Origin of the sequence: Burkholderia sp. BCC1047, from assembly GCF_902833155.1 — a bacterium.
Lineage (GTDB): Bacteria > Pseudomonadota > Gammaproteobacteria > Burkholderiales > Burkholderiaceae > Burkholderia > Burkholderia sola.
On record NZ_CADFEH010000003.1, the window covers coordinates 39,227 to 54,335 of the forward strand.

Consider the following 15,109-nt stretch of genomic DNA (forward strand, 5'->3'; position numbering starts at 1 on the left):
ATGCCCAAACCCCTGAGAATGGCCGTGCTGATCATCGCTGCCGCCATCGGTGCGTTCCTCCTGCGCCAGCTCTATGTCGCCGCGTCGACGCCGCCGGCGCCCGGCGCGGCGAGCGACGTCGACGTGCGCGTCGCGGCGGCCGACCTGCCCGAAGGGCTGCTGCTGCGCGACAACGATCTCGCGTGGAAGCGCATGCCGCGCGCGCAGGTGCCGGCCGGCGCCTTCGTCGAGTCGCAGCCGGGCGCGGACCTCAAGGGCGCGCTGCTGCGCAACCGCGTGGACGCCGGTGCGCCGATTCGCGCGGACAACGTGATCCCGGCCGGCGCGCCGGATTTTCTCGCGGCCGCGCTGCAACCCGGCATGCGCGCGATCTCGGTGCCGGTCGACGACGTGTCGGGCAACGCGGGGCTGATCCAGCCGGGCGACTTCGTCGACGTCGTGCTCACGCAGCAGATCGGCGGTTCCGCGACGACGCCCGGCACGTTCGAAGCCGAGACGGTCGTGCGCCGCGCGCGCGTGCTCGCGGTCGGCTCGGAATTCCAGCGTGCGAGGACGGCCGCGAGCGCGCCCGACGCGCCGGTGCGCGCCCGCACGGTCACGCTCGAGGTCGCGCCGCGCACCGCGCAGGTCGTGCTGGTCGCGACGCGCCTCGGGTCGCTGTCGCTCGCGCTGCGCAGCTTTGCGACGAGCGACCGCCGCCAGGCCGCGGGCGGCGACGAACAGGAGCCCGATACGCCGCCGGTGTGGGCCGGCGACGTATCGCGCGCGTTCCGCGACGCGACGCGCTCGCCGTCCGCGAAGACCGACCCGGGCATGCGGCCGGCACCGCAGGGCAACACGGTCGTGATCTATCGCGGTTCGTCGGTGGACGACGGCTCGCGTGGCAGCGGCGGCGGGGGCGTCGGCATGCCGGGCATTCCGCCGCTGCCGTCCGGCTGGCCGGGCACGCCGGTTGCACCGGCTGCGCCCGCGGTGGGCAATGCGGCCACCGACGCGACGGCGCAAGTGCCGCGGGCGGCGGTCGCGCAGTGACGCGAGGACGAGGTGTCGAGGTGTCGATTCGGAACCGGCCTCCCGGCGGCCGGCATTTGACGGGAACACGGATGGTGCGCATGGTTCGTTGGATCGCTTTCTGGTGCGTGGCCGCGCTCGTCGCGCCGGGGGCCGCGCTCGCGCAGCGCGCGCAGGCGGCGGACGCCGGCGCGGCGTTGTCGATCGCGACCGGCAAGGGCGAGATGCTGTCGCTGCCGGAACCGGCGACCGCGATGTTCGTCGCGGACCCGGGCATCGCCGACATCCAGGTGCCGTCGCCGCGCACCGTGTTCGTGTTCGGCAAGAAGGCCGGCACGACCACGCTGATCGCGCTCGGCGCGAATCATCGGCCGATCCTGCGCCGGACCGTGATCGTGCAGGTCGACACCGCGTCGCTGCAGACGGTGCTCGACGGCCGCTTTCCGCAATTGAAGCTGTCGGTGTCCGGCGCGCCGGGCTCGCTGATGGTGTCGGGCAAGGTGCCGAGCGCGGCCGACGCGGACGCCGTGATGCAGTCGCTCGCGCCGTATGTGAGCGACAAGGAAAAGATCGTCAACCGGCTCACGCTGTCGCGCCCGATCCAGGTGAACCTGCGCGTGCGCGTGACGGAAGTGAGCCGCAACATCACGCAGCAGCTCGGCATCAACTGGAGTTCGCTCGGCGCGGCCGGCAACTTCATCGGCGGGCTGTTCAACGGGCGCACGCTGTTCGATTCGACGAACCGGCTGTTCAACCTGTCGCCGACCGGCGCGTATTCGGTGGTGGGGGGCTTCCATACGGGGCGCTGGTCGATCGACGTCGTGCTCGACGCGCTCGATCAGGAAGGGCTGATCACGATGCTCGCGGAGCCGAACCTCACCGCGATGTCCGGTCAGACCGCGAGCTTCCTCGCGGGCGGCGAGATCCCGATTCCGGTCGCGCAGGCCGGCAACACGACCGGCGCGATCACGGTCGAGTTCAAGCCGTTCGGCGTGTCGCTCGACTTCACGCCGACCGTGCTCGCCGACAACCGGATCAGCCTGAAGGTGCGCCCGGAGGTGAGCGAGGTCGATCCGAACAACAGCGTGACGACCGGCGGCGTCACGGTGCCGGGGCTCTCCGTGCGGCGCGTGGAGACGACGGTCGAGCTATCGAGCGGGCAGAGCTTCGCGATCGGCGGGCTGCTGCAGAGCCAGACGGCCAATACCGTGTCGCAGATCCCGGGGCTCGGCCGGCTGCCGATCATCGGCCGGCTGTTTTCGTCGAAGAACTTCCAGGACAACAAGACCGAGGTCGTCGTGATCGTGACGCCGTACATCGTGCAGCCGACCGGGCCCGGCCAGCTCGAGCAGGCGCTCGACACCGTCGCGCGGCCGAGCAGCGACCTCGAGTTCGCGATCCAGCGCAATCTCGGGCTCGACCTGCTGACCGGCGACACGCCGCGTCTCGTCGGCGCCGCGGGCTTCGTGTACTGACCGGAGGAGCACGCATGCGACTTCGAACCCTGTTCACCGCGCCGTTGCCGTTGGCGCTCGCGGCCTGCCTGTCGACGCCGCCGCCGATCAACCTGCCCGATGCGCGCGCGATCGGCTTCGACGGCGTGCGTGCGGTGCCGCCCGACTGCGCGAAGCTGATGCAGCCGTCGCATCTCGTCGACGCTGGCTTCGGGCGGCCCGGCGTGCCGTTCGGCTGCGCGACCTACACGAATCTCGCGACGATGCTCGCGCGGCCGGAAGACCTCGTCGCGCCCGTGCCGTACGGCGGCGCCGACGCGCAGGTCGCGGCCGACGCGGTGCGCCGCTACGTCGAGGATCGCGTGAAGCAGCCCACGCCGGGCAAGACGCTGACGACGACCGGCTCGCCCGGCCATTGACCCCCTTCCGATGCGATCGCGATGCCGCCCATGAACGTCCTCGACCGCCAGAACGCCAAGCACGCCGCCGCAGCCGGTGCGGCGGACCTCATCGCGGTCGTGTCCGACGCCGGCAGCGAGGATGTGATCCGCCGCGTCGCGCAGGACCTGTCGATCGCGCGCGCCCACGTGCAGCCGGGCAACTGCGACGACGCGATCCGGCTGCTGCAGCAGCACGAGCGCTCGCCGCGCCAGCTGATCGTCGACGTGTCGGATTCGGTGCTGCCGGTGTCGGACCTGATGCGGCTCGCGGATGTGTGCGATCCGTCGGTGCGGGTCGTCGTGATCGGCACGCAGAACGACGTCGGGCTGTTCCGCAACCTGCTCGGCATCGGCGTGCAGGACTACATCGTGAAGCCGCTGACCGTCGAGCTGATGCGGCGCGCGCTGACCACGACCGAGGCGGTCGTGCAGGTGCGCACCGGCAAGATCGTCAGCTTCGTCGGCGCGCGCGGCGGCGTCGGCACGACGACGATCGCGGTCAGCCTCGCGCGCTGCCTGGCGGGGGAGAAGCGGCGACGCGTCGCCTACGTCGACCTGAACCTGCACGGCGGCGGCGCGAATTCGATGCTCGGGCTGTCGAGCAACAACGGGCTGATCGAATTGCTGAACATGGAACTGCGCCCCGACGACGCGCTGTTCGACCGCATGTTCGTCACGAAGGGCGACCGCCTGCACGTGCTGTCGGCCGAACTCGCGTACGGCGAGGATGCGCTGCTGCGCGACGATGCGATCGCGCAGCTCGTCGACATGCTGAAGGACCGCTTCCATTACGTGCTGTTCGACGTGGGCGTGCGTGCCGGCAAGCTGTTCGAGGATGCGCTGACGGCGTCCGATCTCGTCTATATCGTCGCCGACCGGTCGGTGCACGCCGCGTACGAAGCCGCGCGGCTGGCGCGCTTCGTGAAGGAAATGCCGGGCGAACGGTTGCTGTCGATGGTGCTGAACAATCCGCTCGAGCCGGTCAAGGGGCGCGTCGCGCAGTCCGATTTCGAGGACGCGTTCGGCGGTGTGCGGCTGCGCGAGCTGCCGCACGACGCGCAGTCGCTCGCGATCGCCGAGAACCTCGGCGAGCCGATCGAAGGCGCGAAACGGCGCGGCTTCCTCGACGAGATCCGGCTGCTCGCGAACGGCATCACCGGCGAATCGATGGCCGTCGCCGAGCCGTGGTATGCGCGCTTCGTCAAATGGAGGAAGGGATCGTGACGTTCGGTACCCGCAAGCGGCGGACGCCGGACCCCGCGCCGGCGGGCTCCCGTGCCGCGCCGCGCGACGACGCGCCCGCGCCGGCGCCCGCGCCGGCCGCGAGCCCGGTGCCGGCGTCGCTGTCCACGTCCGCATCCGCCGCATCCGCGGCCGCGCGCGCGGCGGCGACGGCCGATACGCAGGAGGCCCTCATCCGTTCCGGCAAGTTCGACGCGATCCGCACCGCGGTGTTCGCGTCGATGAACATGTCGGCCGCGCTGATGAAGACGCGCGACGAAGTGCGCGCGGGCATCGAGCAGGTGGCCGCGCACACGGTCGAGCGCGAGCGCCTGAAGATCACCGCGGGCGAGCAGGTGCTGATCGTCGACGCGATCCTGAACGACATGTTCGGCGTCGGGCCGATCGAGCCGCTGCTCGCCGACGACAGCGTGTCCGACATCCTCGTCAACGGCCCCGACCAGGTATACGTCGAGCGCGCGGGCCGGCTCGAGCTCACGCCGCTGAAGTTTCGCGATAACGCGCACGTGACGAGCGTCGCGCAGCGGATCGCGGCGGCGGTCGGACGCCGCGTCGACGAGAGCAGCCCGATGGTCGATGCGCGGCTCGCCGACGGCAGCCGCGTGAACGTGGTGCTGCCGCCGATCGCGATGCGCGGCGCGTCGATCTCGATCCGCAAGTTCGCGAAGCGCGACATCACGCTCGCGCGGATGGCGCATCAGGGCAACATCTCGCACGGGATGCTTCAGGTCCTGAAGATCGCGTGCGCATGCCGGCTGAACATCGTGATCTCGGGCGGCACCGGGTCGGGCAAGACGACGCTGCTCAACGCGCTGTCGCAGCACATCGAGGAGCACGAGCGGATCGTGACGATCGAGGACGCGGCCGAGCTGCAACTGCTGCAGCCGCACGTGGTGAGCCTCGAGACCCGCCCGGACAATACGGAAGGGCTCGGCGGCATCTCGCAGCGCGATCTCGTGCGCAACGCGCTGCGGATGCGGCCGGACCGCATCATCCTCGGCGAAATCCGCGGCGCGGAGGCGTTCGACGTGCTGCAGGCGATGAACACGGGCCACGACGGCTCGATGACGACGATCCACGCGAACTCGCCGCGCGACGCGATCAGCCGGCTCGAAAGCATGGTCATGATGGCGAATGCGAACCTGCAGCTGCTGTCGATCCGGCGTCAGATCGCGAGCGCCGTGCACCTGTTCGTGCAGGTCGAGCGGATGCGCGATGGCGTGCGCCGCGTGACGCGGATCACCGAGATCGTCGGGATGGAAGGCGAGGTGGTAATCACGCAGGACCTGTTCGCGTTCCGCCAGGAAGGCGACACGACGCGCGACGCGGTGAAGGGCGTGTTCGAGGCGTCGTCGCTGCGGCCCGCGTTCGCGCCGCGCGCCGCGTACTACGGCGTCGAGGACGCGCTTTCCGAGGTATTCCGGCAATGAGGGCTGCCGATCTCTTCACGCTCGGCGCGTTCGTCGCGATCCTCGCGATGGGCCTCGGGCTGTCCGCGTTGCTCGAGCGTGCGCGCCATACGCCGGAGCAGCGCATTCGCGCGCGGCTGCAGCGCCTTGCGCCCGCGCTCGCGGGCCGGGACGCCGGCGAGGCCGCCGGGTCCGGTGTCGCGCTGTTCAACCTGCCGCGCCGGCAAACCCGCGTACGTGCGTGGATGCAGCGCTACGTGACGCGCGTGCGCGCCGTCGGCGGCGAGCGCGGGCTGCGGATCGTCGTCGCGAGCACGATCGCCGGCGCGATCGCCGGGATCGTCGCGGTGAAGCTCGTCGCGCTGCCGAGCGTCGTGCATCCGGCGATCTATGTCGGACTGCCGCTGATTGCGATGCGCGCGAGCTACCGCATGCTGGTCGAGCGTTTCCGGCTGCGCTTTCTGGAGGCGTTCCCCGACGCGATCGACCTGATCGTGCGGGCGGTGCGCGCGGGCATTCCGGTCACGCAGGCGATCAGCACGGTCGGCGACAGCGCGGCCGAGCCGGTGCGCTCGACCTTCCGCACGATGGGCGACAGCCTGCGCGTCGGCGCGGATCTGAAGGACGTGCTGACGCACGCGGCGGACCGGCTGATGATCGCGGACTTCTCGTTCTTCACCGTCTACCTGCTGCTGCAGCGCGAGACCGGCGGCAGCCTCGGCGAGACGCTCGACGAGCTGTCGAGCATCATCCGCACGCGCCGCGACATCCGCCTGAAGACACGCGCGCTGACGGCCGAAGGGCGGATCACGACGAAGATCATCTCGGCGGTGCCGTTCGTGATGATCGGCGCGCTGTTCCTCGTGAACCGCGCGTACGTGATGCTGTTGTTCGACACGCATGCCGGCCGCGTGATGCTGACGATCGCGGCGGGGCTGCTGACCATCGGCCTGCTGGCGATTCACAAGATTTCGAAACTGGATACCGCGCGATGACGATGTCGATGCTGGCCGCCCGCGGCCTCGAACTGTTGCTGCTGATCGCGTGCGTCGCGGCGGCGCTCGCGACGCCGGGCGGCGGCACGCGCAAGCGGATTGCCGTGCGCGTGCAGCAGGCCGCCGGGCAGCGGCCGCCGTCGCTGGGAGGCGGGCGTTTGCAGCCGGGCGACGTGCGTCAGGATCTGACGCGACGGCTCGCGCAGCTCGGCGAGCGGCTGCCCGTGCTCGATCCGATGCAGCGCGTGAAGCTCGGGCTGCAACTGACGCGCGCGGGTTTTCGCGAACGGCGCGCGGTGTCGTCGATGATCGGCATCAAGCTCAGCTGCGGCGTGCTGTTTGCCGGCGTCGCGATCGTGTTCAGCCCGTATATTCCGCGTTTCGGCGAATATTTCGTGATCCGGGCGGTCGCGATGATCGCGGCGTTCGTGATCGGCGTGATCGTGCCGGAATACGTGCTCGGCGCGATGATCCGGCGGCGCCGGCGCATCATCGCCGCATGCTTTCCGGATGCGCTCGACCTGCTCGTGATCTGCACGATGGCCGGCAACAGCCTCGTGTCGGGCGTGCGGCGCGTCGCACGCGAACTCGAGCGCATCTGCCCGCCGCTCGCCGACGAGTTGACCGTATGCGCGGACGAGCTGACGCTGAGCGGCAACGTATCCGAAGCGCTCGCGCATTTCGCGCTCCGCGTCGATTTCCCGTCGGCGCGCTCGCTCGCCACGACGCTCACGCAATCGCAGCGGTTCGGCACGCCGATCACGCAGGCGCTGCGAACGCTGTCGCGCAGCGAGCGCACCGAGCAGATCGTCGCGCTCGAGGAACAGGCCGCGAAGCTCGCGCCGAAGATCACGCTGCCGATGATGCTGTTCATCCTGCCGACGGTCGGGCTGATCGCGGCAGGCCCGGCGGCCATTCGTCTGCTCGAGGTGTTCAAATGAAAGGCTCCGCGCGACGCGCGTTCGCATTCGCGGCCGTGCTGCCGCTGCTGGCCGGCGGCTGCGCGCCGGGCATCCAGACGCGGCCGGCGCTGTCGCACAAGAGCGACGACCCGCAGGCCGAATTGCGCATTGCCGACAGCGCGCTGGTCGGCGGCAACGTCGATCTCGCGTCGACGCTGTACGGCAAGGTGCTCGCCCGGCATCCCGACTCGCTCGCGGCGCAACTGGGGCTCGCCGACGTCAACTACCGCGCCGGCGATCTGGAGCGCGCACGCGTGCTCTACGAGCAGGCGCGGCAGCAGGCGCCCGCGGAACTCGGGCCGCAGGTCGGGCTCGCGCGCGTCGCGTTGCGGCAGCGGCGGCTCGACGAGGCCGCCAGCCGCTATCGCGACTTGCTCGCCGCCCAGCCGAACCTTCCGCTTGCGGCGGAAGGGCTCGGCACGGTGCTCGACCTGCAGGGCCGCCACGAGGACGCGCAGGCCGTGTACCGGGACGCGCTCCGCGCCCATCCCGACGCGCAGGGGCTGCGCGTCGACCTCGGGCTGTCGCTCGTGCTGAGCAATCGTCCGCGCGAGGGCGTGAACGTGCTGCTCGACGTGGCCGGGCTGCCCGATGCGCCGTGGCAGGCGCGCCAGAATCTCGCGTTCGCGTACGGCGTGCTCGGCAACACCGATTCGGCGAAGAAGCTGCTGTCCGCGGATCTGCCGGCGTCGGCGGTGGCCGACAATCTGCGCGTGTACCAGGCGGTGCGTGCGCAGCTCGCGGCGCGCCCGGTCGCCGATGCAGCGCGGCCGTTGAAGGGCGCCGCGCTCGAGCCGCATGCGGTGCCGTCCGCCGCGGGGGCCGCAAAATGACACGCGCGGCGATGCGCGGCCGCCACGCGCGCGGCGTCGTATCCCTCGAGTTCGTCTTGATGCTGCCGTTCCTGCTGATGGTGCTGATCGGCATCATCGACGTGAGCCTGCTGCTGTGCGACAAGGCCGTGATCACGAACGCGAGCCGCGAAGCCGCGCGCGCCGGCGTCGTGCTGCGCGTGCCGATGCTGACCCCGACGCAGATCGCCAACGTCGCGTTGAGCTATACGCAGAACAGCCTGATCACCGGCGGCACGCCGACGACGCCGACCGTGACCGTGACGCAGGCGAACGGCACGACGGCGGGCACCGCGCTGACGGTCACGGTGACCTACACGTATTCCGGGATGGTGCTCGGTTCGGCATTCAGCGCGCTGACCGGCCCGGTGACGCTCACGGCCAGCTCGGTGATGCTCTATGAATGACGCGGCCGGCAAGCCATCCGGCGGCACGGCGCGCGAACGCGGCTCCGTCGCGCTGTTCTTCCTGATGTTCCTGATTCCGCTGCTGTCGTTCGGCGCGCTGGCGATCGACATCGCATGGATCGCCACGGTGCGCAACCAGCTGCAGAATGCCGCGGACGCGGCCGCGCTCGCGGCGGCCGATGCGATGATGTCGCCGACCGGCGGGCCGCTGAACTGGTCGCAGGCCGCGCCGGCGGCGAACGGCGTGATCGCGCTGAACTCGGCGGCGGGCGCACCGCTGGCGACCGGCACGGTGACGACCGGCTACTGGAACGTGACGCGCACGCCGGCGTCGATGCAGCCGACGACGATCACGCCGGGCCCCTACGACGTGCCGGCCGTGCAGGTGACCGTGTCGCGCGCGCCGGGCATCAATGGCGGATCGATCCCGCTGCTGCTCGGCGGGCTGCTCGGCATCCCCGGTGCGTCCGGCGGCGCGACCGCGATCGCGGTGCTCGCCGCGCCGGGCGGCGTCGCGGCGGGCGGGCTCTTTCCGATCGCGATCGACCAGTGCGTGTACAACCAGTACTGGAACGCGCAGACCAACCAGCCGCTGATCAATCCGCTGACGGGCTTGCCGTACGAGTTTTCGATCACGAACGGCCAGACGTATGGCGCGCTGTGCATGGGCGGCCAGTGGACGTCGTTCCAGTCGACCGCGACCGACACGACGACGATGGGCGGCCTGATGGTGACCGGCAACCCGACCACGCTCAATATCGGCGACAGCATCAATCTCGCGACCGGCGTGAAGGCGACGCTCTACACGTCGGTGCCGGTCGGCACGACGGTCGTGCTGCCGGTCGTCACGCAGACGTCGAGCAGCACCTCCGTGCCGATCGTCGCGTTCGCCGCGTTCCGCATCGACGTGTCGCTGGGCGGCACCTACAAGTACATCCAGGGGCACTTCGTCGCCGGCGTCAAGATGACCGGCGTCGCGACCGGCGTCGGGCCGTATTACGGCGTGTACGTGCCGCCACGGCTTGCGCTGTGAGCGTTGCGCGAGTCGTGCCGCGCGCGGCGCAGCAGCATCAATAGCGCGAAGAGCGTCACGGCCGGGCCGATCTGCGGCAACTGCAGCCACGGGTTCAGGTATTCGGCGATCGGCAGTGCCCACATCAGCGCGATCGCCGCCTGTTCGCCGCGCAGCCAGCCGTCGCGCCAGCCGATCGACAGCATGCAGGCGATCGCGATCGCGAGCCACGAGAGCTCGTAGTGCCACACGTACGGGTTCGCCACGAGCGTCGCGACCGCCAGTACGGCCGCGCGCACGCGGGTGTCGCGCGATTGCGTCCAGACGACGCAGGCCGCGGCGAGCGCGATCGCCGCGATGCCGGCATGGGCGACATACGCGGCGTCGAGCGGCACGCCCGCGAGGCGGAACGCCGCGAACGGCGTCGGCGACGCGAGCCAGAACACGACGCCATGCTCGAGGATGATCGAGCGGACGAGGCTGGCGCTCGCGACGAACAGGCGCAGTGACCCGACGCCGCAGACGAGCACGCTCGATGCGACGAATGCGCCGGTCGCGAGCGCGGCCCACATGATCGTGCGCCATGCGCGCACGGCGACCAGCACGAACGGGAACAGCAGTGCCATCTGCGGCTTGACCGACAGCAGCGCGATGCAGAGGCCGGCCCACAGCGGTCGCCGGTCGGCCCAATGAACGGCGAGCGCCGCGCACGATGCGGTCAGGCACGCGTTCTGCCCGAGCGTCGCGGTGACGAACACGCACGGCGCGGCGATCAGCGCGAAGGCGCCGGCGCGCGATGCGCCGGGAATCGCGCGGAGGCCGGATACGCGCCACGCGGCGAGGCCGAGCATCGACACGCCGAACGCGACGAACAGCGGATACCCGAGCGCGAACGGCAGCAGCGCCAGCGGCGTCACGAGCAGCAGATAGGTGGGCGGGTACAGCCACGGCGCGAAGACATCGCGCGGAAGGTGCGGGAACAGCGCGGTCGTCAGCCGCGAGAAGGCGGAAAAATCGTACGCGTGCGCCGGCGCGCCGTGCAGCATGACGTACGACGCGGACCAGAACACCGAGAAGTCGGCGCCGGGCCGCGGCATCACGCCGCCGGTGACGGACGCGTGACGCGCGACCGCCGTCCAGATCGCCATGAACACCGCGTACGACACCAGCATCAGCGCGCTGTACAGGACGACGCGTCGCGACGTGAGCCATGCGACGACCGGCCGCTCGGCCGGGCGGGTCGATTGCCGGAGGATGTCCAATTGACGCGGCCCGGTGCTACTTGAACGACGTCTTGCGGGCGGTGATGCTCGCGGCGGCCGGCGTTGCGGCCCGGCGGCGCGCCGCGTGCGCACGCTTGAGCGGAAACTGCAGCAGCTTCGATGCCGGTCGCGCGGCCGCATCGCGCTCGGCACGGTAGTGCCGCCTCACCAGATAGACGGGGCGTTGCTTCGATTCGTGATAGATCCGGCCGAGGTATTCGCCGATCACGCCGATGCCGATCAGCTGGATGCCGCCGACGAACAGCACGACGGAAATCAGCGACGGGTAGCCGTGCACCGGATTGCCGTACAGCAGCGTGCGCGCGACGATGAACGCGCCATACGCGAGCGACAGCATCGCGAACGTGAGGCCGACATAGGTCCACACGCGCAGCGGCACCGTGCTGAAGCTCGTGATGCCCTCGAGCGCGAAATTCCAGCGCCGCCATCCGGAGAATTTCGAGCGGCCGCCGCTACGCGCCGCACGCGTGTATTCGACGATCTCGGTCCGGTAGCCGACCCACGCGAACAGCCCTTTCATGAAGCGCCGCCGTTCCGGCAACGCACGCAGCGCGTCGACGACCTCGCGGTCCATCAGCCGGAAGTCGCCGACGTTCTCCGGCATCTCGACTTCGGAGAGCCGGTTGTGCACGCGGTAGTAGAGCGCGGCGGCCACCCGCTGCATCAGCGGGTCGCACCGGCGGTCGGTGCGCTTCGCGGCGACGACCTCGGCGCCCGCGCGCCAGCGTTCGAGCATCGCGGGAATCAGCGCGGGCGGGTCCTGCAGGTCGGCGTCGATCAGGATCACGGCCGCGCCGGCCGCTTCGTCGAGGCCCGCGGTGAGCGCCGCTTCCTTGCCGAAGCGGCGTGTGAGGTCCAGGACGTGCACGCGCGGGTCGCCGGCGGCGACCGAGCGCAGCCGGTCCAGCGTGCGATCGCGGCTGCCGTCGTTGACGCAGACGATCTCGAAGCGTACCGACGCGACCGACTCGAGAACGGGCAGCGTTTCGGCAAAGAACGCGTCGATCGTTTCTTCTTCGTCGTGAAACGGCACGACGAGCGATATCAACGGCTTCCTGGCTTGCGTGGACATCCTGCGGTCTCCCGAGAGATCTGGCCTGCGCTGCACCGTATGGTTCCAGTTGTCGTTTGCTGCACGGGTCGGGCCTGGGCCGGCGCGAATTCGGTTCCGGGCTGCTCGTTTGCCCACGAGCACGCTGTGCGGTTCAAATATCGTACGAAGAACTTGAAGATTCAAGCACGATTTTTGACGGTGCATGCGACATCGTGCTTTTGCGATCAACCTGGTATCGAATTTTCTTCGGAATGACCCATGACGCTCAGCGCAGAAGAAGGTTCGCGACAGCTCGCGAAGTCGCCGCGGCGACCGAGGCGACGACTTCGCGCCGTGCGCGATGTTACGGCGAATAAGGTAGGGAACAAGAGCGTACGAGCTGCCCGGATCGCGACATGCAGCCCTTCATATCGTCTGACGACCATCTATACTTTCCGTGGTCATGCCGGATCGCGGGCGCCAGCAATTTTTTGCTATTGCTCGATTCGCATCGGGCTTCACTCGTCACAACGGCGCTCGCCTATGCACGGCGCTGGCTCGAGCGCCCATTTTGCCGCCGGAAGAAGAACGACAAGCACGCGCGGCCGCCTGGCAGGCGATCAAGTGTCCGGGGCTCAGGAGGTGCGTTATGAACTGGATTGGCACGTGGCGTAATCAATATGGTTCTACACTGACCATCGCGGATGACAAGAATGGCGTCATCCGTGGCGTATTCAGCACGGCGTTGCGGGACAGCGCGTTCTTTGGTCATGATCTGCCCGTCTCCGGCGTCGGGTATGGCGATTGCATCAACTTCGCTTTCGGCATGTCGAACGACCTGGTGTCGGCGATCTGTTCTTTCACCGGCATGCTGCGTGAAGGCAAGCTGCAGACCGTATGGCATGTGGTGACCAGCAAGGCGCCACGGCAAGGCTCACGATCATCGGAGTTCGGCTGGGCACACGCCGTTCAGACCAATGCGGATACATTCGACAGAGTCGCCGATTAACGTACCCGGAAGTGGATGATTCGGGGCAGAAGGGCGGGCCGGTCAGCGGGATGTCCGGGCAACCGAGGGCCGTTCCCGTTGAAAGCGTCAATCGTCCCTGCTCGAATCGTGTACGGCGGGCCCGTTTGATCGCCAGGCGACCTCCGCGGGCCAGCCCCTCGTCACGCCAACCCTCACTCGACCGTCACCGATTTCGCCAGGTTCCTCGGCTTGTCGATATCCGCACCCCGCAAGCACGCCGCGTGATACGCGAGCAACTGCAACGGCACGACGTGCAGAATCGGCGACAACAACCCGTAGTAATCGGGCATGCGCAGCACCGACACGCCTTCGCCGTTGTCGATCCGCGTATCGGCGTCCGCGAACACGTAAAGCTGGCCGCCGCGCGCGCGCACTTCCTGCATGTTCGACTTGAGCTTTTCGAGCAGCGCATCGTTCGGCGCGATCGTCGCGACGGGCATCGTATGCGTGACGAGCGCCAGCGGCCCGTGTTTCAGCTCGCCGGCCGGATACGCTTCCGCGTGGATATACGAAATCTCCTTCAGCTTCAACGCGCCCTCGAGCGCGATCGGGTAGTGCAGCCCGCGCCCGAGAAACAGCGCGTTTTCATGCTGCGAGAATTCCGCCGCCCAGCGCTCGATCTGCGGCTCCAGCCCCAGCACGTCTTCGAGCGCGCCAGGCAGCCGCCGCAACTGTGTCGTATAGCGCGCGAGTTGCGCATCGTCGACGTAGCCGCGCAGCCGCCCGAGCGTGACGGCGAGAATGAACAGCGCGGCGAGCTGCGTCGTGAACGCCTTGGTCGACGCGACGCCGATTTCCGGGCCGGCCCGCGTCAGGAAGCGCAGGCCGGTCTGGCGCATCATCGCGCTGGTCGGCACGTTGCAGATCGCCAGCGTGTCGATGTGGCCGAGCGCCTGCGCGTACTTGAGCGCGGCGAGCGTGTCGGCGGTCTCGCCGGATTGCGACACGCTGACCACCAGCGTATTCGGCATCGCGAGCGCGTCGCTGTAGCGGTATTCGCTCGCGATCTCGACCTGCGCGGGGAGGCGCGCGATCGTCTCGAGCCAGCGGCGGGCAGTCAGGCCCGCGTAGTGGCTCGTGCCGCATGCGAGGATCAGCACGTTGTCGATCTGCTCGAACGCGCGCGGCGCGTCGGGGCCGAATACGGCCGGATCGAACAGTCCGGCATCGGGGATCGTCGCGGCCACGGCCTGCGGTTGCTCGAAAATTTCCTTCTGCATGAAATGCCGGTACGGCCCGAGCTCGACCACGCCCTGCACGGACGGAATGGTTTGTATCGCGCGTTCGATCGGCGTGCCGCTGCGATCGAGCACCCGCACGCCGCCCGGCGTCAGTTCGACGATGTCGCCTTCCTCGAGAAAGATGAAGCGGTCGGTGATGCCGGCGAGCGCGAGCGCGTCGGACGCGAGAAAGCATTCGCCGTCCTTCACGCCGACGACGAGCGGCGAGCCGGCCCGCGCGCCGATCAGCCGCTGCGGCTCGCGCTTGCTGAACACCGCGATCGCATACGCGCCGTGCAACTGCGAGGTCGCGTCGCGGACGGCGGCGAGCAGGTCGCCGCGATACTTGCTGTGGATCAGGTGCGCGACCACCTCGGTGTCGGTCTGGCCGTCGAACTCGTAGTGTTCTTCGGATAGTTGCTTGCGCAACGTTTCGTGGTTCTCGATGATGCCGTTGTGCACGAGTGCGATTTCGTCGCGCGAGAAGATCGGATGCGCGTTGCAGGTCGCCGGCGCGCCGTGGGTGGCCCAGCGCGTGTGCGCGATGCCGGTGCTGCCGGCCAGGCCGGCGCTGCGCACGTGCGCGTCGAGATCGGCGACGCGCGACATGCTGCGCTCGCGGCGTGCCTGGCCGTTGACGACCGTCGCCACGCCGCATGAATCGTAGCCGCGATATTCAAGGCGGCGCAAACCTTCGATCAGAATCGGGACGATGTCCCGTTGCGCGACCGCGCCGACGATGCCACACATGACACGTCTC

At 69.3% G+C, this 15,109-nt stretch carries 14 protein-coding genes; 11 read left to right on the forward strand and 3 right to left on the reverse strand.

What is annotated here, in order from left to right:
- The 10 genes from cpaB (at window position 1) to HWX55_RS04210 (ending at window position 9,804) form a co-directional block, all read left to right on the forward strand.
- Window positions 1-1,032 (forward strand): Flp pilus assembly protein CpaB, encoded by a 1,032-nt coding sequence (cpaB, locus tag HWX55_RS04165; RefSeq protein WP_175974201.1) that lies wholly within the window; start codon window positions 1-3, stop codon window positions 1,030-1,032.
- Window positions 1,033-1,103: 71 nt separating this feature from the next.
- Window positions 1,104-2,486, forward strand: a complete 1,383-nt coding sequence (locus tag HWX55_RS04170) for a type II and III secretion system protein family protein (protein ID WP_175974203.1) — start codon at window positions 1,104-1,106, stop codon at window positions 2,484-2,486.
- A gap of 14 nt (window positions 2,487-2,500) precedes the next feature.
- Window positions 2,501-2,884 (forward strand): CpaD family pilus assembly lipoprotein, encoded by a 384-nt coding sequence (locus tag HWX55_RS04175; protein WP_175974205.1) that lies wholly within the window; start codon window positions 2,501-2,503, stop codon window positions 2,882-2,884.
- A gap of 21 nt (window positions 2,885-2,905) precedes the next feature.
- A complete protein-coding gene (locus HWX55_RS04180) occupies window positions 2,906-4,129 on the forward strand; it encodes an AAA family ATPase (RefSeq protein WP_175974207.1) in 1,224 nt (407 codons plus the stop codon).
- The gene (locus HWX55_RS04185) at window positions 4,126-5,577 is read left to right on the forward strand and encodes a CpaF family protein (RefSeq protein WP_175974209.1); all 1,452 of its coding nucleotides are present in this window, start codon (window positions 4,126-4,128) and stop codon (window positions 5,575-5,577) included. The genes HWX55_RS04180 and HWX55_RS04185 overlap by 4 nt, the downstream gene beginning before the upstream one ends.
- Window positions 5,574-6,551 carry a type II secretion system F family protein gene (locus HWX55_RS04190; protein ID WP_175974211.1) on the forward strand — a complete coding sequence of 326 codons (978 nt, stop codon included), beginning with the start codon at window positions 5,574-5,576 and terminating at the stop codon, window positions 6,549-6,551. Before HWX55_RS04185 ends, HWX55_RS04190 begins: the two co-directional genes overlap by 4 nt.
- On the forward strand, window positions 6,548-7,492 hold the full coding sequence (locus tag HWX55_RS04195; protein ID WP_050013715.1) for a type II secretion system F family protein: 945 nt from the start codon (window positions 6,548-6,550) through the stop codon (window positions 7,490-7,492). The genes HWX55_RS04190 and HWX55_RS04195 overlap by 4 nt, the downstream gene beginning before the upstream one ends.
- On the forward strand, window positions 7,489-8,346 hold the full coding sequence (locus tag HWX55_RS04200) for a tetratricopeptide repeat protein (protein ID WP_175974213.1): 858 nt from the start codon (window positions 7,489-7,491) through the stop codon (window positions 8,344-8,346). Before HWX55_RS04195 ends, HWX55_RS04200 begins: the two co-directional genes overlap by 4 nt.
- A complete protein-coding gene (locus HWX55_RS04205; RefSeq protein ID WP_050013717.1) occupies window positions 8,343-8,771 on the forward strand; it encodes a TadE family protein in 429 nt (142 codons plus the stop codon). The genes HWX55_RS04200 and HWX55_RS04205 overlap by 4 nt, the downstream gene beginning before the upstream one ends.
- On the forward strand, window positions 8,764-9,804 hold the full coding sequence (locus HWX55_RS04210; RefSeq protein ID WP_175974215.1) for a TadG family pilus assembly protein: 1,041 nt from the start codon (window positions 8,764-8,766) through the stop codon (window positions 9,802-9,804). Before HWX55_RS04205 ends, HWX55_RS04210 begins: the two co-directional genes overlap by 8 nt.
- Here HWX55_RS04210 and HWX55_RS04215 read toward each other — a convergent pair.
- Together HWX55_RS04215 and HWX55_RS04220 are read right to left on the reverse strand one after the other, a co-directional pair.
- Window positions 9,768-10,955 carry a glycosyltransferase family 87 protein gene (locus HWX55_RS04215; RefSeq protein ID WP_175974728.1) on the reverse strand — a complete coding sequence of 396 codons (1,188 nt, stop codon included), beginning with the start codon at window positions 10,953-10,955 and terminating at the stop codon, window positions 9,768-9,770. The genes HWX55_RS04210 and HWX55_RS04215 overlap by 37 nt on opposite strands.
- Window positions 10,956-11,061: 106 nt before the next feature.
- Window positions 11,062-12,138 carry a glycosyltransferase family 2 protein gene (locus HWX55_RS04220; protein WP_175974217.1) on the reverse strand — a complete coding sequence of 359 codons (1,077 nt, stop codon included), beginning with the start codon at window positions 12,136-12,138 and terminating at the stop codon, window positions 11,062-11,064.
- A 610-nt stretch (window positions 12,139-12,748) separates the two neighbouring features.
- On the opposite strand from HWX55_RS04220, the gene HWX55_RS04225 reads away from it, so the two are divergent.
- On the forward strand, window positions 12,749-13,108 hold the full coding sequence (locus HWX55_RS04225) for an avidin/streptavidin family protein (RefSeq protein ID WP_175974219.1): 360 nt from the start codon (window positions 12,749-12,751) through the stop codon (window positions 13,106-13,108).
- Between the two features lie 173 nt (window positions 13,109-13,281).
- Here HWX55_RS04225 and glmS read toward each other — a convergent pair whose 3' ends face one another.
- Window positions 13,282-15,099 (reverse strand): glutamine--fructose-6-phosphate transaminase (isomerizing), encoded by a 1,818-nt coding sequence (gene glmS / locus HWX55_RS04230; protein ID WP_175974220.1) that lies wholly within the window; start codon window positions 15,097-15,099, stop codon window positions 13,282-13,284.
- Window positions 15,100-15,109 lie beyond the last annotated feature (10 nt).